19 protein-coding genes are annotated in these 18060 nt (G+C 58.3%); 14 read left to right on the top strand and 5 right to left on the bottom strand.

The genetic code is table 11. From position 1 onward, the window contains the following. Both AB1E34_RS23415 and AB1E34_RS23410 read left to right on the top strand, forming a co-directional pair. Positions 1-123: transposase (locus AB1E34_RS23415; RefSeq protein WP_372570752.1), on the top strand; the 123-nt coding region annotated here is incomplete at its 5' end. A gap of 239 nt (positions 124-362) precedes the next feature. Continuing rightward, entirely contained in the window at positions 363-794 is a 432-nt protein-coding gene (locus tag AB1E34_RS23410) for a glyoxalase superfamily protein (RefSeq protein ID WP_372574721.1), read from the top strand. A 58-nt stretch (positions 795-852) separates the two neighbouring features. Here AB1E34_RS23410 and AB1E34_RS23405 read toward each other — a convergent pair whose 3' ends face one another. Next, positions 853-2292, bottom strand: coding sequence for an aldehyde dehydrogenase family protein (locus tag AB1E34_RS23405; RefSeq protein ID WP_372574720.1), 1440 nt, complete (start codon positions 2290-2292; stop codon positions 853-855). Between the two features lie 205 nt (positions 2293-2497). On the opposite strand from AB1E34_RS23405, the gene AB1E34_RS23400 reads away from it, so the two are divergent. After that, complete coding sequence (locus AB1E34_RS23400; RefSeq protein WP_306197060.1) at positions 2498-3148, top strand: peroxiredoxin; 651 nt, start codon at positions 2498-2500, stop codon at positions 3146-3148. 64 nt (positions 3149-3212) lie between these two features. On the opposite strand, the gene AB1E34_RS23395 is transcribed toward AB1E34_RS23400, so the two are convergent. Continuing rightward, a complete protein-coding gene (locus AB1E34_RS23395) occupies positions 3213-3944 on the bottom strand; it encodes a glycosyltransferase family 25 protein (RefSeq protein WP_372574719.1) in 732 nt (243 codons plus the stop codon). Between the two features lie 286 nt (positions 3945-4230). Between AB1E34_RS23395 and AB1E34_RS23390 the strand changes: the two genes are divergently transcribed. From AB1E34_RS23390 to AB1E34_RS23380, 3 genes are all read left to right on the top strand, one after another. After that, complete coding sequence (locus AB1E34_RS23390; RefSeq protein WP_306197055.1) at positions 4231-4416, top strand: hypothetical protein; 186 nt, start codon at positions 4231-4233, stop codon at positions 4414-4416. A gap of 90 nt (positions 4417-4506) precedes the next feature. Then, complete coding sequence (locus AB1E34_RS23385; RefSeq protein WP_372574718.1) at positions 4507-5127, top strand: 2OG-Fe(II) oxygenase family protein; 621 nt, start codon at positions 4507-4509, stop codon at positions 5125-5127. A 913-nt stretch (positions 5128-6040) separates the two neighbouring features. Beyond that, complete coding sequence (locus AB1E34_RS23380) at positions 6041-7663, top strand: AMP-binding protein (RefSeq protein ID WP_372574717.1); 1623 nt, start codon at positions 6041-6043, stop codon at positions 7661-7663. A 103-nt stretch (positions 7664-7766) separates the two neighbouring features. Here the strand turns inward: AB1E34_RS23380 and AB1E34_RS23375 are convergent, their stop codons facing one another. After that, positions 7767-8003: a DUF6489 family protein gene (locus AB1E34_RS23375; RefSeq protein ID WP_372574716.1), complete on the bottom strand. Its 237-nt coding sequence runs from the start codon at positions 8001-8003 to the stop codon at positions 7767-7769. Between the two features lie 302 nt (positions 8004-8305). On the opposite strand from AB1E34_RS23375, the gene AB1E34_RS23370 reads away from it, so the two are divergent. The 5 genes from AB1E34_RS23370 (at position 8306) to AB1E34_RS23350 (ending at position 13026) form a co-directional block, all read left to right on the top strand. Next, entirely contained in the window at positions 8306-8773 is a 468-nt protein-coding gene (locus tag AB1E34_RS23370; RefSeq protein ID WP_372574715.1) for a MaoC family dehydratase, read from the top strand. Positions 8774-8783: 10 nt separating this feature from the next. Then, complete coding sequence (locus AB1E34_RS23365) at positions 8784-10418, top strand: alpha/beta fold hydrolase (protein WP_372574714.1); 1635 nt, start codon at positions 8784-8786, stop codon at positions 10416-10418. Positions 10419-10445: 27 nt separating this feature from the next. Further along, positions 10446-11261 carry a poly(3-hydroxyalkanoate) depolymerase gene (phaZ, locus tag AB1E34_RS23360; protein ID WP_372574713.1) on the top strand — a complete coding sequence of 272 codons (816 nt, stop codon included), beginning with the start codon at positions 10446-10448 and terminating at the stop codon, positions 11259-11261. Between the two features lie 9 nt (positions 11262-11270). Further along, the gene (locus AB1E34_RS23355; RefSeq protein ID WP_372574712.1) at positions 11271-12530 is read left to right on the top strand and encodes a DUF445 domain-containing protein; all 1260 of its coding nucleotides are present in this window, start codon (positions 11271-11273) and stop codon (positions 12528-12530) included. A gap of 97 nt (positions 12531-12627) precedes the next feature. Continuing rightward, positions 12628-13026, top strand: a complete 399-nt coding sequence (locus AB1E34_RS23350; protein ID WP_372574711.1) for a phasin family protein — start codon at positions 12628-12630, stop codon at positions 13024-13026. Positions 13027-13064: 38 nt separating this feature from the next. On the opposite strand, the gene AB1E34_RS23345 is transcribed toward AB1E34_RS23350, so the two are convergent. Next, on the bottom strand, positions 13065-13322 hold the full coding sequence (locus tag AB1E34_RS23345; protein WP_372574710.1) for a hypothetical protein: 258 nt from the start codon (positions 13320-13322) through the stop codon (positions 13065-13067). An 87-nt stretch (positions 13323-13409) separates the two neighbouring features. On the opposite strand from AB1E34_RS23345, the gene AB1E34_RS23340 reads away from it, so the two are divergent. After that, entirely contained in the window at positions 13410-13625 is a 216-nt protein-coding gene (locus AB1E34_RS23340) for a DUF1127 domain-containing protein (protein WP_372574709.1), read from the top strand. Positions 13626-13702: 77 nt separating this feature from the next. Here the strand turns inward: AB1E34_RS23340 and AB1E34_RS23335 are convergent, their stop codons facing one another. Beyond that, a complete protein-coding gene (locus tag AB1E34_RS23335) occupies positions 13703-14488 on the bottom strand; it encodes a FadR/GntR family transcriptional regulator (RefSeq protein ID WP_372574708.1) in 786 nt (261 codons plus the stop codon). Between the two features lie 323 nt (positions 14489-14811). Here AB1E34_RS23335 and AB1E34_RS23330 point away from each other — a divergent pair, with 323 nt between their 5' ends. After that, a complete protein-coding gene (locus AB1E34_RS23330; protein ID WP_372574707.1) occupies positions 14812-15861 on the top strand; it encodes a TRAP transporter substrate-binding protein in 1050 nt (349 codons plus the stop codon). Between the two features lie 123 nt (positions 15862-15984). Next, positions 15985-18051, top strand: coding sequence for a TRAP transporter large permease subunit (locus AB1E34_RS23325; protein ID WP_372574706.1), 2067 nt, complete (start codon positions 15985-15987; stop codon positions 18049-18051). Positions 18052-18060 lie beyond the last annotated feature (9 nt).

Raw genomic sequence — 18060 nt, 5'->3', positions numbered from 1 at the left:
CGCATTGAGATCATGTTCGGACGCCTGAAGGATTGGCGGCGCGTCGCCACCCGATATGACAGATGCCCAAAGGTATTCCTCTCGGCCATCGCTCTCGCTGCTACAGTCCTATTCTGGCTGTAAATCAATGAGTCTGGAGCCTAAGCGGTTGCGGATCTGTATGGCCTGATCACAGGCCGCGTTCTTGACAAACATGACCTGTGGGCCTTACGAGGTCCACAGGTTCGGGTCCCCTGCCGCTCGCGGCCCTTGGGCTTTGGTGAAACCCGATACGACATCATCTGTTGCCACTTTCCGGCGCAGTGACGACAGTGCGAGCCTCGTCTTTTCAGATGCGCCCGTTGCAGGAAACGAGGCAAGAAATGACTGACAACAACATCGCTTCACTTGATGAGCTGAAGGCACAGGCCAAGCGCCTGCGAGAAAGCTTGCGCGAGGCCGGGACACCCTTGTCGCATAGCCAGACACTGGAGCTTGTCGCCCGTCAACATGGCGCGCGTGATTGGAACACGCTTTGCGCGCTGGCGGGCAATCGTCTGAAATTGCGGGTCGGTGACAGGGTTCAGGGGCACTATCTGGGCCAGCCCTTCGTCGCCGAAATTCGCGGACTGACTGTTATCGGCGATGGCGGGCATCGCCGGATCACACTGCATTTCGATGAACCGGTCGACGTGGTGCGTTTTGACACCTTCTCGTCCTACAGGCAGCGTGTCAGCGGCGAAATCGGATGGGACGGGCGTTCAACCCGGCGGACCTCTGATGGCCAGCCACAACTGGTGGTGCGCCCGGCTTGAACGTCTAAGGGAAAGGCTGGCCAAGGCGGACTTAACCGCCTTGGTCGGCTTCACATGGTCATTCGGCAGTCCAGCCGCTGACTGCTTTCACCTCGAGGAAATCCTCAATCCCGAACACGCCGCCCTCGCGCCCGTTGCCTGACATCTTCATGCCGCCAAAGGGCGACCCGGCGGCGCGGGACTGGCCGTTCATCTCGACCATGCCCGAGCGCAGCAGACGCGCCATCCGGTTGGCGCGTTCCGGGTTGCTGGTTTGCACGTAGTTGGTCAGCCCATAGGGCGTGTCATTGGCAATCTCGACCGCTTCTTCTTCGGTGTCGAAGGGGATCATGGTCAGGACCGGGCCAAAGATTTCCTCGCGTGCGATAGTCATCTGGTTGTTGGCATCGGCGAACACCGTTGGTTTGACATAGAACCCCTTGTTGAACCCTTCGGGCCGCCCGGTCCCGCCCGCGACCAGCCGCGCGCCTTCGTCGATGCCGGTCTGGATCAGGTCTTGGATCTTGCTCCATTGCACCTGATTGACCACCGGCCCGATATGGCGGCCCTCGTCCGATGCGCTGCCAACGGTGACTTTCGCCGCGACCTCAACGGCTGTTTCAACCGCCTGATCATAGACACCGCGCTGCACCAGCATACGACCGGGCGCGTTACAGCTCTGGCCGGTGTTGTTCATCATATGCAGCACGCCGCGTTTGACCGCCTTTTCATCGGCATCGTCAAACACCAGATTGGCGCCTTTGCCACCCAGTTCCAGATGTACTTTCTTGAGCGTATCGGCTGCGTTTTTCGATATCGCCACACCAGCCCGTGCCGACCCGGTGAAGGACACCATATCCACATCCGGATGTCCGGAAAGCTGTGTGCCGACCCCCGGGCCATCCCCATTGACCAGATTGAACACGCCGGGTGGGAACCCGGCCTCATCCATCATCTCGGCAAAGATCATCGCGTTCAGCGGGCTTTCTTCCGAGGGTTTCAGCACCATGGTGCAGCCAGCAACCGCTGCGGCGCCAACCTTGAGCGTCACCTGGTTCATCGGCCAGTTCCAGGGCGTGATCAGGGCCGCCACGCCCACAGCCTCGCGGATAATCCGGTCATTGGGCGCGTGATCTCCCAAGGGACTGTCGAACGAGAAGGCCTTGGCCGCGTGCACGAAATTTTTCAGATGCCAGATACCGGCGCCGACCTGCTGGGTCCGCGCCATGTCGATCGGCGCACCCATCTCATGGGACATGGCCTGGGCCAGGTCTTCGCTGCGGGACTGGTAAATCTCTGCCAGTTTCTCGACCAATGCGATTCGTTCAGTGGCCGGCGTGGCCATCCAGCCCGGAAGTGCGGCCTTGGCTGCGGCAACGGCCGCATCCGTATCCGTCTGTGCGCCCAGCGAAATCACGGCGCAGGGCTCCTCGGTCGAGGGGTCGATCACGTGATGATCCTGCGGTTTGGCCGGGGCAACCCAGGCCCCGTTGATGTAAAAATCGCGCTTTTCCAGCATGTCTGTTCCTCCGAGGTGCATAACCCGACCAATCGGTCGGATATTTGTGCGCACACTGGCACGCGAACCTGCGCGGGGCAAGGCTCTTGGTAGATCGCAGGGATTTGTGCCGTTTTGCGCAATGATATGGGATGTACTCACCGCGCAGAGGGGCTAGGCTCTGCGGTGACCGCGAGTCGTCTTTTCAACCCAATGGGAGGCTAGAATGGGTTTACGCATTAACGATACCGTTCCGAATTTCACCGCCGAAACCGATCAGGGCACTGTCCAGTTCCATGATTGGATCGGCGATAGCTGGGCCATTCTGTTTTCGCATCCGAAGGATTTCACACCCGTCTGCACCACCGAATTCTCCGCAGTGGCGCAGCTGAACGACGAATGGGCGGCGCGCAATACCAAGGTGATGGGTGTCTCGGTCGACGGTGTTGAGGATCACAAGAAGTGGAAGAAGGATATCGAGGCCTATGGCAACGCCAATCCCGGCTTCCCGATCATCGCTGATGACGGTCTGGAAGTGTCGAAAGCGTTCGACATGCTGCCCGCAGAAGCCTATCTGCCCGATGGCCGCACGCCTGCTGACAGCGCCACGGTGCGCTCGGTCTTTATCATCGGGCCGGACAAGCAGTTGAAACTGTCGATGACCTATCCGATGACCGTGGGCCGCAACTTTGCCGAGATCCTGCGCGCGCTGGACGGGCTGCAAATGTCCGCCAAGGGCGTGGCAACTCCCGCGAACTGGGTGCCGGGTGAAGACGTGATCATTCCGCCGGCGGTGAGCAACGACGAAGCTAAGGAGAAGTTCGGCGAGTTCGAGACGATCTTTCCCTATCTGCGCAAGACCAAAGCGCCGCAATAAGGTGACCGGGCAGGGGGTAGTCTGCCCCCTCTTGGCCTGTAGTCTATTCACCCCGAGGATGTTTTCAGCCAGGTGAAGCGGCGGATCGCTGTGGGCGCAGGTGCAGTTTCGCGCGATAGGCAGCGCGTTTGATCTCGCGCGCGAGCTTTTCACCGGCGGGCACCTTTTTCTGAATGGTCGACCCGCCTATCTGGGCGGCGACCTCCTGATTGCCGGTACCCATCAGCGCATGCACGGGTTGGCCGGTGATCCAATGCATCTGCAGGAATGTATCAACTGGGCGGTCGATCTCCTGCGTGGCGGCCAGCAGTCGTTTGGCGGCGTTGAGGCCGACAAACTGGCACTGGCATTGCAGCGAGATCACCTTGGGCAGGATCAGGCGGAGCCCGTCGCGTTCGATCAGGGTTTCGGCAGCCACTTCGCGCTGTTTCACCGGCAGGCGAATATAGTGATCAGGCGTCGCGACCGCGTTCAGTATCTCCAGCGCGGTTGCGAATCTGTCCGGGTCGATCTGTAGATCGTCTTCGCAGGTGAGCGCTCCGTCGATCCCTTCATCCACCATCTTCTGCCAGATGCGCCGATGGCTTTCAAAGACGCCGATTTCGGTCGGCAGCAGGGAAAACGGATAATGCGGCCGGTGCAGATTGCCCTTGTGGCATGCCACATGAGCGATCTGGGCCGGGTCACGGCCCTTTACCGCCTCGATCCATTCCGCCTGCGGCAACTGGGTGCGCAGCAGTTCTGCATTGGGGCGGCGCGCTGTGCTGGAAGACATATGGATGATGAAACTGCGCATGCCTGGCGGGGTCTTTCCGGGGCGTTTGCATCGGGTCCCCTGTATTTGATTTTGGTATAGGCAGAAAGTGGGCGTGGTTCAATTCATCCACCTCTCCGGTCGAATATCGGTCGGCGCGTGGCGGGGTGTTGGCATGTCCAAGGGTGATTTTTCGCCGCTTGAGCGGGATTTTTCAGAATAAGATCGACAGGTTGCGGCGCAGATGTATCATTGCTCACGAGAACGTGTTCTCGCCCGGCGCCTTCAGAGCCGGGATTTCAGAATTAACAAATAAAGGATTCAACCGATGAAACTGAAAGCTGCTTTGATCGGCTCATTCGTTCTGGCCCTGGCCGCCTGTTCGCAGCCCGAGCCGGAACCGGTCTATGTTCAGCCCACCTTTGACAAGGCTGGGAATGCCAGTTGCCCGGGCGGCTATCAGCTTGCCACAACCGAAGCAGGCGCGACGGTCTGCTCGCCGATTACCCAGTAATCTATCCTGCGGGTGGCCGTCTCAGGCCACCTGCACCCGCGATGCGATCTGCCCCTCGCGCCTCGCGTGAGGCTGCGCTATGACAGCGCCATGTCACAGATTGAATCGCTCTTCGTCACCCGCCTGTATCGTGCCGCCCTGTCCGAATTCGCCCCTCGAATCGATGCGGGCGAGCTGGAATCCTCCTGCCTCGTCATCGCCGAGGATGACGAGGCCGGGCAGGACTGGTGTGAGGCAAACGGCTATCCCGGCTATACCTCCTACGCGTCACTGACCGATCTGCCCTGGCGGTTCCCGATCTTCGCTGATCTGGTCAAGGTGCTGGATGCCCATGTGGCGGCATTTGCGCAGGATCTGGAGTTCGACCTGGATGATCGGGCGCTGAAGCTGGAAGATCTGTGGATCAATATCCTGCCCGAGGGCGGGATGCATGCCAGCCATATTCACCCGCACAGCGTGATCTCGGGCACGACTTACGTGGCGATGCCCAAGGGTGCCAGCGCGCTTAAGCTGGAAGATCCCCGCTCGGCCCGGATGATGGCCTCCCCGGTGCGCCGCAAGGAGGCGCGGCGCGAGTTGCAGCCTTTCATCTATATGAAGCCCGACGTGGGTGACGTCCTGCTGTGGGAAAGCTGGCTGCGCCACGAAGTGCCGATGAACATGGCCGAAGAAGAGCGGATCAGCGTCAGTTTCAATTATCGCTGGGATTGAGCCAGCTTGCTGCAGCGGTTCGACTCGTACGTTTGCGGTAATGCAGCGGACTGATAGCTTCGTTCGATTGCTCTGATGAAAGCACGCGTTTTCGAATGCCCCAGACCGTGCGCAATTTCGCAAACAGAGGCGCTCAAAAGATTCAGTTTTTTCAATTCCCTGATTACGCAATTCTCTGTAAGAAGTGTTTTTGCGACGGAATATTCGAACGGATGTATTCAGTTTTTCAGCTACGGATTCGGCGATCAGATTCGACTGACTCAGCTGAAATGTAAGAATTAATTTGATCGTCTAGGTAATACTTCAAAATGCGAACGGCTGCTCGATCAAAAAGATGAGCCTTATGACGTAGCTCCGCCAAAGGCTTTGCATCCTCGCCCAGAGCGGAGAGTTGCAGGATTTCGGGACCGAAAATGATCCGGTCCACAAGAACATCCCCGCCATCAACACAGCCATCGGGATGCATGATCCAATATGTCTGCGAACAGCGTCCAAAGCGTGAGGGACAACCTGAAATGCCGCCGCAGGCCTATCTGGGTGAGAGAAATCTGGCAGTGATTGCGGGTGACATCCTGCATGAGTTCGCAAGTAGCTGAGCCCTGGCGCGCGCGTCTGCGCCCCACCTGTTCCACTCTTTTCCGCCCCGGTTTGACGCTACGGAACTCTACTGCTGACGCTATTTTTTCTTGAAATGCAAGAAAGCATGCTGGCCTAAGATCGGGATGGGCGCAATACCCGCAACACGGCGAGCCAGGCACGAAAGAACATGCTATTAACTCTAAGTGCAGACGGCGTTTGCCACCGGGTTTCCGGGCTGTCCGGCAATTCGGCATCAAAGTTTCAGCTGTCTGTGTGACCAACCCCTCGTGTTCAAAGTCACCATCCAGCAGCGCCAATAAGGAGGAGAACCGAAATGAAAAACTGGTTGAAAACATACGACCCTGGTGTACCCGCAGAAATCAACCCGGATCAGTATTCCTCAATCGTGGCGTTGTTCGAAGAGGCCGCTGAAAAATACGCTGACAATGTCGCCTTTGAGTGTTTTGGCCAGAAAATAACCTATGCGCAGGTCGAGGCAGAATCCCGTGCCATTGCCGCATATCTCCAGAACAAGCTGGGCGTGGAACGCGGTGATCGTGTTGCCTTGATGTGTCCCAACATTTTCGGTTTCCCGGTGGCGATGCTGGGTATCCTTCGCGCCGGTGCCGTGCAGGTCAATGTCAATCCGCTCTATACTCCGCGCGAGCTTGAGCATCAGTTGAACGATGCTGGTGCCAAGAAGATCTTTATCTTCGCAGGTTCGACGCAGGTGCTTGCGGAAATCGTCGATAACACACCGATCGAAACCGTAATCACCATTGATCTCGGCGATGGTGCCGGGTTGTCGATCCCAACACCGCCTGTGGATCAGCGCCTGAGCACCGCCATCAAGCTGGCTGATGTGCTGGAAGAGGGTACCCAACTGGAATATCGGACCGTTGGCCTGACCGGGGATGACAATCTGTTCTTCCAGTACACTGGCGGCACTACCGGCCCGTCCAAAGGGGCGGTTCTGACCCACCGCAACGTCGTGGCCAACCTTGAGCAATACAAAGCCTTCCTACCGGAAGCGTCCGTTCCGGAAGAAGAGGTCATGGTCGCGGCCCTGCCGCTCTACCATATCTTTGGTCTTACCATATCACTGGCCTATCTGTCCGTAGGTTGCCGGGTCATCCTGATCCCCAATCCGCGCGATATCGACGCCTTCCACGCGGCGATCAAGAATGCTGGTGTTACGGTATTCCCAGGCGTCAACACCCTGTTTGCGGGTTTGGCAATGCATCCGGGGACCAAGGAGGTCGATTTCTCGAAGCTGAAAGCGTCCATCGGTGGCGGTGCGGCAGTGATCGAGACCACATCGGATAACTGGAAAGCGCTGACCGGAACCCACATCACCGAAGGCTACGGTCTTTCCGAGACATCGCCTTTGCTGTCGGTTGTGCCAATGCGCGTCAGCACCTTTACCGGGTCCTGCGGATTGCCGGTCTCCTCGACGGATATCAAGCTGCTGGATGAAAATGATCAGGAAGCGGCCCTGGGCGAGCGCGGCGAGATTTGCGCGAAAGGCCCTCAGGTCATGTCCGGATACTGGAACAATGATGAAGCCAACAGCAACGCGTTCACCAAGGATGGGTATTTCCGTACGGGCGATATCGGGGTCTTTGACGAGGCCGGGTATCTGCGCATCGTAGACCGCAAGAAAGACATGATCATCGTGTCCGGCTTCAACGTGTTTCCCAACGAAATCGAAGCTGTCGTCACCGCCTGCGACGGTGTTGCGGAATGTGCCTGCATCGGCGAGCCCGACGAGAAAACCGGCGAGTTGGTCAGCGTCTTTGTGGTCAAGGAACCCGGCGTCGAGGTCACCGAGGAGCAGATTGTCGCGCATTGCCGCCACGAGATGACGGCCTACAAGACTCCGCGCAAGATCACGTTTCTCGATGAATTGCCGAAATCCAATGTCGGCAAAATCCTGCGTCGTGAGCTGCGCGGCTGACAGATTGCCGACCCGTCTCAAATCCAATTGGGTGCGCCCGCTTCTTCAAGGCGGCGGGCGCGACCGTGTTATCCGCATTCCGACAATCGGACGCGGCCTCTGCTCAGGATTTGCCGCCAGAGGTAAACGCGGTCATCAAGCCCCGCAGCAGGTCGGCATTTCCGGAAGCGCCGGCAATCCAGCTGTTCAGGATTTTTTCGGGCGAGAAGCTGTCGGCATCGCCGAGAATCCCGGTTTCGACCTTTTTCAGCCATTCTTCCTGGAGTTTCTGAATATTCGGCAGCCCGAGAAGTTCACGCGCTTCGGCCGGGGTAAGATCGACGGTAACATTGATCTGCATAGAGGGTCCCTGTTGCTGTTTATTCGGAATCCAAAGATCCCATTGGCCGGTTTGGCCGTGCGTTCATCATGCAATGAAATCCGTCTTATGCGAAGGCGATTTGACCTGCCGACCGGTCCAATAGCGAGGTTTCTAACGTTGTTCCGTAACGGCATTTGCAAGAATGCTCTACGTCACAATTCAACCTGCCAAACTGTTTCGCAATAGCGTTCCCATGAAGGCCGAGGTTAGATTGGTCTAGCACCCACCAACACACAAAGTCGACGCCGTACCTCAAATCGAATATTTCAGGAGTACCCCAAATGACTGCACCTGCGAACTACTCAACACAAACTCTTGCCGATGCGGTTGGGCACGACTTTGGCCTGTCCGACCCGATCGAAATCACCCAGGAGATGATCAACAGTTTTGCCGATGTCACCGGGGATCATCAGTGGATTCACGTCGATGTCGAAAAGGCAACCAAGTTCGGCCCCTTTGGCGGACCCATCGCGCACGGGTTTCTGACCCTGTCGCTTTTGGCTGCCGCTACGGAAAGTTCGGGTGTGGTACCGTCGAATGCAAAAGCCGTGCTAAATTATGGTTCGGGCAAAGTACGATTCCTGGCTCCGGTTCCTGCCGGATCGTCGGTGCAGTCGCGCTTCAAGCTGGTCGGTGTCGAGGACAAGGGCGATGGCAAGCAGCTCATGAAGATGGAAGCGACGCTGCAGGCTGTCGGATCTGACACTCCGGCTGTGGTCGCCGAACTGCTGGCCATGGTTATCGGATAGGAGACGCAAGATGCCCAAGAAAGCAATTGAAACCTCCGCTGACCTGTTCAAGGCGCTGGGGGATTTTTATAAAGCATCCCTGTCTCGTCCCGATCAGTTGATCGAAACCTATTTCGGCATGATGCAGGAAACCTTCGCCAGCGTGACAGGTGCGGCAACCATCGAGCCGGAACGTGGCGACAAGAGGTTTGCGGACCCGATCTGGTCGTCCAACCCTGCCTATAAGGCGATGATGCAGTCCTATCTGACATGGTCGCGCGGGATGACCGAATGGGTCGATGATCTGGATATGGAAGAGCGCAACAAGCTGCGCGCGAAACTGCTGATCTCGATGGTCACCGATACCCTGGCGCCGACCAATGCGCTGCTTGGCAATCCGACGGCAATGAAAACGACGCTGGAAAAAGGCGGCAAGAACCTGGTCGACGGTGCAAAGCACCTGATCGAGGATATGGTCAAGAACAATGGCCTGCCCTCGATGGTGGACACGTCGAAATTCGAGGTCGGCGGGAACCTTGGCATCAGCGAGGGTCAGGTTGTCTATCGCGAAGAGCATATGGAGCTGATCCAATACACGCCGACAACCGACAAGGTGTTCAAGCGCCCGATCTTCATCATCCCGCCGCAGATCAACAAGTTCTACGTCTGGGATCTGGCGCCGAAACGCTCGGTCATCGAATACCTGCTGGCAAAAGGCCACCAGATCTTCATCGTCAGCTGGCGCAACCCCACTGCCGAGCACGCGGAGTGGGACATGGGCAGCTATATCGAGGCGCTTGACCGTGCCTCCGAAGTGGCCTGCAAGATCAGCAAGTCAAAGGACTTGAACTTTGTTGGTGCCTGCTCGGGAGGCATTACCGCCGCGCTGCTGATGTCGCACTGGGCGACGAAAGGCGTCAAGCGGGCCAACTCGTTCACCCTGCTGGTTGCGATCCTGAAGTCGGAAGGCGCCGAGAACACGACCATGGGTCTGTTTGCAAATTTCGAGACGCTGGAACTGGCCCGCATGTTCTCGCGCTCGCAAGGTGTCCTTTCGGGCAAGGACCTGCAAAAGGCATTTGCCTGGCTGCGTCCCAACGATCTGATCTGGGCCTATTGGGTGAACAACTATCTGCTGGGCAACGAGCCGCCGGTCTTTGACGTTCTGTTCTGGAACAACGACACGACCAACCTGCCGGCAGCGCTGCACCAGGATCTGCTGGACATGCTTGCCAAGGGCGGTGCCACCCAGGATAGTGATGTCGAGGTCCTGGGCACCAAGGTCGATCTGAACGCCGTCACCTGTGACAAGTTCGTCGTTGGCGGTACCACCGACCACATCACCCCATGGGAAGGCTGCTACAGCTCGATGCAGGCGTTCGGAGGGGATAACGAGTTCGTCCTCAGCCAATCGGGTCACATTCAGGCGATCATCAACCCTCCGGGCAACCCGCGGTCGCGCTTCCTGACCAACAAGGGCAAGCACACCACCGTCGAAGAGTTCCAGGCCGGTGCCACCCTCAATGAGGGAACCTGGTGGGATTACTGGTCGGTCTGGCTGGAAGAGCGTGCCGGTAACAAGGTTAACGCGCCGAAATCCCTGGGATCGGATGACTATCCGCCGCTGGTGGCCGCACCGGGGACCTATGTCCACGAGTCGGTCTGATCAGAAACAAGAGAAGAGGGCAGTTGCATGGAAATAAAGTCGCAGATCATGACAGTGGGAGGACAGGATTGGAATGTTGCGGTTCTCGGCCCCGAGGATGCGACCCGGACCTTGTTGCTGTGCAACGGTATCGGGGCCAGTCTTGATACGATTGACCCCTTCGCCGCCCATTTCAAACGCACCAGACTGATTGCGTTTGACGTTCCGGGGGTTGGTGCGTCGCCTACCCCCTGGTCGCCCTACCGGTTCGCGAACCTGACGCGGATGCTGAATGAAATCCTCGACCGGCTGGGTGTCGGCATGGTGGATGTGTTCGGGGTATCCTGGGGCGGGGCGCTGGCGCAGCAATTTGCGCATGATTTCCAGAAGCGGTGCCACACCCTGACCCTCGCCGCGACGGCGGCGGGTCTGGTCATGGTGCCTGGCAATGTCAACGTGCTGCGCAAGATGGTGACCCACAAGCGGTACACGGACCCGGACTACATGATGAACGTCGCGACCGAGCTTTATGGTGGCGAAGTGGCCTTCAACAAGGAAATGCTGAAGAACCACACCATCGCGATGAAGGCGGGCGACAAGCGCGGCTATCTTTATCAACTGCTGGCCGGGCTGGGCTGGACCAGCTATCTGTGGCTGCCCCGCGTCAAGATCCCTGCGCTTGTTTTGATGGGTAAACAAGACCCGATCGTCCCGCCGGTCAACGGCAAGATTCTGGCGAGCCGATTGCCGAACGCAACGCTCGAACTTGTCGATTGCGGTCATATGTTTGTGCTGACACAAGCCGAGGCGGTCGCGGACCGGGTCGAGTTGTTCATCCATGAAGAGGCCATGGCGGAAACCTGATCCATTGCTATGATCGAGGCTGGCAACACGATCGATATCCAAAAAGCTGCGGCGATCCGAAAGGTTCGGCGCACGGCCACCGGTATCCTGGGTGGCCTGTCGCTGGTCTTTGCGGCCAGTTTCGCGGTATCGGAACCGCCCACATGGCTGCTGCTGATCCGCGCCATGGCCGAGGCGGGCATGGTCGGGGGTCTGGCGGATTGGTTCGCGGTCGAGGCGCTGTTCCGGCATCCGCTGGGGCTGCCGATTCCGCACACGGCCTTGCTGCCCAAGAACCAAAAGCGCGCGGCTGGCAATATCGCCCGTTTCATCGATGAGTATTTCCTGGCGCCCGAGCAGCTCTTGCGGCAATTGCAGCGAGCAAACCCGGCGCTGAAGGCCGCCAATTGGCTGGACAAATCGGAAAACGCCAAGGCGTTGAGCCGAACGTTGTCAGAGCTTCTGCATGGCATCCTGCAAAGCCAGCTGCGCAGCGGTATTGGTCCGGCCCCGACGACCTATCTGCGCACCCTGACGACAAGGCTCGTCGACTCGCCCACCCTGTCGCGGCAGATCACGGAGTTGCTGAAAGGCAGCGTGCACAGCCAGTTGCTGAACGACATCCTGCTGCAGGTGCGCGAGGTCCTGGACGAAAACCGCGACACGGTGATGGCGGTGGTGCAGGACCGAAGCCGCTGGTGGATCACCACTTCTGTCGACAAGCGCATTACCGGGGTTCTGGTCGACGGCGTCCTGTCGATCATTGACGAACTGTCAGACCCGAAATCGTCGCTGCGCAAGGACTTCGAGGCATCGATCACGATACTGATCGACCGTTTCCAGGAAACCGGGCGGATCGCGGAGAATATCGATGAAGGGTTCAAAGCCTTTACCGAGTCGGCGAAGTTTGACAAATCCCTGCAGCAGGTCATGGCGGCGGTTCTGAACGAAGTGGACAAGAGCCTGGTCGAACACCCGGACCGGGTCGCCGACCTCATGGCGCAGGCGCTGCGGGACTTTGCCCGGTCGGTCCAGAACTCCGATGATCTGCAGGAACAACTCAATGCGCGGTTCGCCAGCGGGTTTGAGGCAATACTGACCGAAATCCGACCCGCGATCGTCGACTATATCGCTCAGAGCATTGCCGACTGGGACAGCGACCAGCTTGTCGCACGCATGGAATCAGAGGTCGGGCGCGACCTTCAGTTCATTCGCATCAACGGCGCGGTCTTGGGTGCATTTGTTGGTGGCACTTTGTTTTTATTGACTCATTTTGTGTTCGGCGCCTGATCGGTAATAAAGTGACGCCGCGTTGCGGCATTAATATGTTGCACTGCAGCATTGGCGTCCCTATCTTTGTCTCATCACGATATTCTGGAGAGATACAATGGCTACCAAAGCAACTGCCGCCAAGACCAACGCTGCCGACACCGTTTCGAAAGCAACCACCTCGATCGCCAATGTTTCGAACACCGTTTCCTCGCTGTTCGGCGCTTACGTTACTTCGGGCCGCAAGGTTGTCGAAGGCGTCATCGAAGTTGACAAAACCCTGCTGGGTTATGCCAAGAACGCCGTTGACGGCTACGTTGCCCTGGGCAAAGACACCATGCAGGCAAAATGCCTGAACGACGTTATCGACCTGCAGGCCGCACACGCCCACGCGTCGATCGAAAACGGTGCAGCAAACGCACGCGAAGTGATCGAGCTGAGCCGCACCCGCGCGAAAGAAGCTTATGCACCGCTGAAAGAAATCATCGACACCTATCGTCCGGGCAACGCTGCCTGAACATCGGTATCAGATACCTGACAGTGCTGGGGCCGGCCTCACCCATTGTGGTGAGGATCGGCCCTTTCCTTTTTTAAGAGATCGGGATTTAAGGCGCCGCCATCCTGCGGCGTCTCAGCGGGCTGATCCTTTTTCGCGTATGAAGACCCCGACAAACGCGCCTGCCCGAACCAATGACCAAAAACATGAAAACCAAATCCGCAAACTCTCATTGCGGACGGGCAAGCCTTGGCAGGCAGGTCAATTGCTATGCCTTCAATGCATAACGGCCAGTCCCGATCATCGCTTGTTGACATGACCGAGGGCACCTAAATGCCCGTTATCGGTAACAGACCAGATAACTACTCAGGAAATTCGTCCTGATACACTGAAAGGAAAATGACATGACACATACACTGACACACGCATCCGCCCCTATCGGAATTTTCGCGCGCCTGAGCTCGTTTTTTCAAGAAGCGAAAGAGGCCCGCGCCCGCTACACGCTCTATGTCCAGACCGTCAAGGAACTGGAGCGGCTGACCGACCGTGAACTGGCCGATGTCGGCCTGTGCCGGAGCAACATCACCGAAACCGTGCACCGTCACGTTTACGGCAACTGATTTCGATTACACGGCCACTCGCAGGAAAGCGCCCTCGGTTCTCCGGGGGCGTTTTTCGTTTTGGCGAAGCGATTACCTCAGCCCGAGAGCAGGCGACGCTTTTCGGCCATCGCCTCGCGCTGAGAGCGTTCGATGCCGGTGCGAAACGAGTCCTCGACAAAGTCCAGATGCGCCAGCGCGGCCTTTTCGGCCCGTTCTTCATCGCCGTCGATCACGGCCTGTCCCAGGGCAAGATGCTGTTCAAGCAACCGCTTGCCGGTTCCGTCGATGGATTTGAGATATTCGCGGTTATAAAACACGCCCTGACGGGTCAGGTGATAGATCGAGGCCATGATGTGGATCAGCGTCGCGTTCTGGCTGGCATCGACAATCGCTGAATGCAGTTGGTAATCCGCCTCGCGCGAGCTGTCCTGGTCGTTTTCTTCCCAGGCGCGCTGCAGCCGGTCGAGGATTTCCGTGATCCGCTCCTTGTCAGCCGTGGTGGCGCGTTGCGCGGCCAGCCTTGCGGCAAAGCCCTCCTGTTCGCGGCGATATTCCAGATAGTCGAAGAACGCAGGTTCGTGGCGGCCGTAAAGGTCCAGCAGCGCGGGCATCATCGCCTGACCGGTCAGGGGCGCGATAAAGCTGCCCTCGCCATGGCGGGTGGTGACCAGTCCACGCTCTTCCAGCACCTGAAGCGCATCGCGCAGCTTGGGGCGCGAGACATTGAGCGTTTCGGCCAGATCCCGTTCAGAGGGCAGCTTGCGGCCCTGTTTCAGGATCCCGGCGGCGATCAGCGCCTCGATCTGAGAGATGACCGCTTCTGAAACCGATTCGTGATCAATCGGTTCAAACAGCGATGCTGGGGTCAGTTTGCTGGGCATGAGGCAGGCTCCGCGCTCCTTAGGTATGGTAAAGTATATTAACCTCATTGCTGTTCATTTCAACAAAAACCGAATTTGGCGCACAAATACATAACATTCTGATTAATAATCATTAAATTTCTTAACCCCCTAGGTTCAGTGAATCTTGGGAGAGGGAAAATTGCGCTCTTTCTGGGAGTTTTTACGAGTCCGAGGTTGTCAAGTGGTAAATAAAATTGTTGACCTAGCGCAGTGGTAAATTTAATAAACCACTACAAGGCGCAGGAGATACCGGCGTTCTGACCAAGGACGAAACCGTCCGTGACACTGTTGGAGGAGACATTATGAAAAACGTTCTGACCGGCCTGGCCTTTGCGACAAGCCTTTTGGCTGGCCCCGCCATCGCTGCCGATAAAATGCTGCTGAAAACCCCGATTGCATTCTCGACCGCGCTGCCGGGTCTGGGCTCGCCCATTCCGCGTGTGGCCGAGCAACTGGACCTGATGTCGGGCGGCACGCTGAAGATGAAGGTCTATGAGCCGGGCAAGCTGGTGCCGCCGTTTGAGATTCTCGATGCCGTGTCATCGGGCAAGATCAACTCGGGCTACACCACCGCAGGCTACTGGGCTGGCAAGATCCCGGCCGCACCGCTGTTTTCCGCCGTGCCCTTCGGTCCGGAAGCGGGCGAATACATGGCCTGGCTCTATTACGGCAATGGCATGAGCCTCTATCAGGAGATGTATGATCAGGCGGGTTTCAACGTCAAAGTCATTCCCTGCGCCGTCATCGCGCCCGAAACCTCGGGCTGGTTCGCCACCGAGATCAACTCTCCCGAGGACCTGAGCGGCCTCAAGATGCGTTTCTTCGGTCTGGGCGGAAAGGTGATGCAGAAACTCGGCGTCGCAACCTCGTTGCTGCCCGGTGGTGAGATTTTCCCGGCGCTGGAAAAGGGCGCGATCGACGCCACCGAATTCTCGATGCCCGCGATCGATGCTCGTCTCGGGTTCCACAAACTGGTCAAGTTCAATTACTTCCCCGGCTGGCACCAGCAGGCGACCGTGTTTGAACTGCTGATCAACAAGGATGCCTGGAACGAGGCCTCGGAACAGCATCAGGCCATCATCGAAAACGCCTGCAAGGCTTCGATGGCTGACAGTTTCGCCGAAGGCGAGGCGATCCAGCATGCGGCGCTGATCGACAATGTTGAAAACAACGGCGTCGAGATCAAGCAGTGGAATGACGACATGTTGGCAACCTTCCAAAGCACCTGGGAAGAGGTTGCTGCAGAAGAGGCCGCCAATGACGCCTTCTTTGCCAAGGTGCTGGGCGACATGACCGAATTCCGCGACGGCTATGCCGTCTGGAAGGAAAACGCGTTCCTCCCGCGCAAGTAATCGAACCTGCGCATACCGGGAGCGGCCGTTTCAATCCGGGCCGCTCCCACCCTGACTTTCAGAATTTTCCAGATCTGTTGGCCGCATTCCCGGTCTGATCCGTCATGTCCTGAGGAGGAGATCATGTCACAGAAACTGCACACGCCGGACGATCCGATCGAAGTCTATGAGACGCTATTGGAGCACCCGGATGTCGACAACCAGACTCTGGCAACCGGCATAGACAAGACCATCAAGGGCATCGGCAATGTGGTCATGTGGGCCAACCTGCTACTGGTGGCGGCGATCGTGTCTCAGGTGGCGATGCGCTATCTGTTGAATCAGAACTACCCCAAGCTGGACGAGATTCAGTGGCATTTCTACGGGCTGGTCACCATGATCGGCATCTCTTATGCGCTGGTCTCCGACAGCCATGTGCGCGTCGACGTGCTGCATATGCAGCTCAGCCGTCGCGCGCAGCGGATCATCGAGGTTGTGGGCATCCTGACCTTGCTGGCGCCGTTCATCTATTTGATGATCGATCAGGGCTATGACTATTTCTACGAAAGCTGGCGCGTGAATGAACGCTCCGACAGCCCAACCGGCCTGCCGGCCCGCTGGGCGCTCAAGGCGGTGATCCCGGTCAGCTTTGTCCTGTTGGCCTTTGCCGCGCTTGCACGGCTGATCCATGACGGCCATGCGCTGCTATTTGGTCCCGAGGCTGAGCGCACGGGGTCCGGCCTGCGGCTGATCTTCTGGGCGCTGTTCGGCTTCGCCGTGGCGGCAACGGCGCTGACCTTCCTGGTGGAGACCACCGAGGAAAAACTGGTCATCGTGATGTTCCTGACCTTCATCGCGCTGCTCTTCACCGGCTTCCCGGTGGCCTGGGCGCTGGCCGGGGTTGGCGTTGCCTTCTGTGGCCTCGCGTATCTGTTCGATAGCGGCATGATGAATTGGACCGGGATGGAGGAGACCCTGACCGGGCTCGACTACCTGACGCTGGGCGCGGTGGTAAACCGGGTCTATGCGACCATGTCGAACGCGGTTCTGGTGGCGCTGCCGATGTTCATCTTCATGGGGCTGATGCTGGACGAATCCGGTGTCGCCGAACGGCTGATGACCTCGATGCAGCGCCTTTTCGGGACGGTGCGCGGCGGGTTGGCGATCACGGTGACCCTGATCGGCATCATCCTCGCGGCTTCGACCGGCATCATCGGCGCTTCGGTCGTGTTGCTGGGCGTGCTGTCGCTGCCCTCGATGATGCAGCAGAAATACGCGCCGACGCTGGCGGCGGGTGTGGTCTCCGCCTCGGGCACGCTGGGCATCCTGATCCCGCCCTCGATCATGCTGGTGATCATGGCGGACCAGATGGCGCTGTCGGTAGGCGATCTGTTCATGGCCGCCGTCTTCCCCGGTGTGATCATCGGTGGCCTCTACCTGACCTATATCTTCATCATCGCCCTGATCAAACGCGACGTGGCCCCGGTGCCCGAAGGAGCAACACGCCCCGATTGGGACGCGGTCAAGGACGTGATGGTCGCGGTTCTGCCGACGCTGGCGCTGATCCTTGCGGTGCTGGGTTCCATCTTTGCCGGTCTGACCACGCCAACCGAGGCCTCGGGCATCGGCGCATTGGGCGCGACCCTACTGGCCATTGGCTATCGCAAGCTGACGTTGACGAAACTGGTCAACGTGCTCAAGGCCACTTTCAACACCACCGCCTATATCTTTGCGATCTTCCTGGGCGCGACGGTGTTCTCTTATGTGCTGCGTGAGCTGGGTGGTGACGCCCTGATCGAGGACATGATCAGCGGCACCGGCTTTGGACCCACCGGCACCGTCCTGATGATCCTCTTCATCGTGTTCCTGTTGGGCTTTGTGCTGGACTGGATCGAGATCACGCTGATCGTGCTGCCATTGATGCGTCCCATCGTGAACGGGCTGGGTATGGATATTCCGGGCTTTGATGCCATCGACGAACCGGCGCTGCTGTGGTTCGTGATCCTGGTGGCGGTGACGCTGCAGACCTCGTTCCTGACCCCGCCGGTTGGCTTTGCGCTGTTCTATCTGAAAGGCGTCTGCCCGCCCGAGATCAAGCTGTCGCATATCTACAAGGGCATCATCCCCTTCGTGTTGCTGCAATTGACCGGTCTGGCGCTCGTCTTCCTGTGGCCCGCGCTGGCGACCTGGCTGCCCTCCGTGGCCTACTGAGAAGGAGGC

Source organism: Ruegeria jejuensis (genome assembly GCF_041537905.1).
In the GTDB taxonomy this organism is placed as follows: Bacteria; Pseudomonadota; Alphaproteobacteria; order Rhodobacterales; family Rhodobacteraceae; genus Ruegeria_C.
Note: the sequence above shows the minus strand (reverse complement) of the source record. Positions and strands in the feature narration are given on the sequence as shown.

Bases quoted from the DNA above. Each gene is read 5' to 3' on its own strand.
- AB1E34_RS23410 (WP_372574721.1), top strand. From the start codon at position 363: ATGACTGACAACAACATCGCTTCACTTGATGAGCTGAAGGCACAGGCC.
- AB1E34_RS23405 (WP_372574720.1), bottom strand. From the start codon at position 2,292: ATGCTGGAAAAGCGCGATTTTTACATCAACGGGGCCTGGGTTGCCCCG.
- AB1E34_RS23400 (WP_306197060.1), top strand. From the start codon at position 2,498: ATGGGTTTACGCATTAACGATACCGTTCCGAATTTCACCGCCGAAACC.
- AB1E34_RS23395 (WP_372574719.1), bottom strand. From the start codon at position 3,944: ATGCGCAGTTTCATCATCCATATGTCTTCCAGCACAGCGCGCCGCCCC.
- AB1E34_RS23390 (WP_306197055.1), top strand. From the start codon at position 4,231: ATGAAACTGAAAGCTGCTTTGATCGGCTCATTCGTTCTGGCCCTGGCC.
- AB1E34_RS23385 (WP_372574718.1), top strand. From the start codon at position 4,507: ATGTCACAGATTGAATCGCTCTTCGTCACCCGCCTGTATCGTGCCGCC.
- AB1E34_RS23380 (WP_372574717.1), top strand. From the start codon at position 6,041: ATGAAAAACTGGTTGAAAACATACGACCCTGGTGTACCCGCAGAAATC.
- AB1E34_RS23375 (WP_372574716.1), bottom strand. From the start codon at position 8,003: ATGCAGATCAATGTTACCGTCGATCTTACCCCGGCCGAAGCGCGTGAA.
- AB1E34_RS23370 (WP_372574715.1), top strand. From the start codon at position 8,306: ATGACTGCACCTGCGAACTACTCAACACAAACTCTTGCCGATGCGGTT.
- AB1E34_RS23365 (WP_372574714.1), top strand. From the start codon at position 8,784: ATGCCCAAGAAAGCAATTGAAACCTCCGCTGACCTGTTCAAGGCGCTG.
- phaZ (WP_372574713.1), top strand. From the start codon at position 10,446: ATGGAAATAAAGTCGCAGATCATGACAGTGGGAGGACAGGATTGGAAT.
- AB1E34_RS23355 (WP_372574712.1), top strand. From the start codon at position 11,271: ATGATCGAGGCTGGCAACACGATCGATATCCAAAAAGCTGCGGCGATC.
- AB1E34_RS23350 (WP_372574711.1), top strand. From the start codon at position 12,628: ATGGCTACCAAAGCAACTGCCGCCAAGACCAACGCTGCCGACACCGTT.
- AB1E34_RS23345 (WP_372574710.1), bottom strand. From the start codon at position 13,322: ATGTCAACAAGCGATGATCGGGACTGGCCGTTATGCATTGAAGGCATA.
- AB1E34_RS23340 (WP_372574709.1), top strand. From the start codon at position 13,410: ATGACACATACACTGACACACGCATCCGCCCCTATCGGAATTTTCGCG.
- AB1E34_RS23335 (WP_372574708.1), bottom strand. From the start codon at position 14,488: ATGCCCAGCAAACTGACCCCAGCATCGCTGTTTGAACCGATTGATCAC.
- AB1E34_RS23330 (WP_372574707.1), top strand. From the start codon at position 14,812: ATGAAAAACGTTCTGACCGGCCTGGCCTTTGCGACAAGCCTTTTGGCT.
- AB1E34_RS23325 (WP_372574706.1), top strand. From the start codon at position 15,985: ATGTCACAGAAACTGCACACGCCGGACGATCCGATCGAAGTCTATGAG.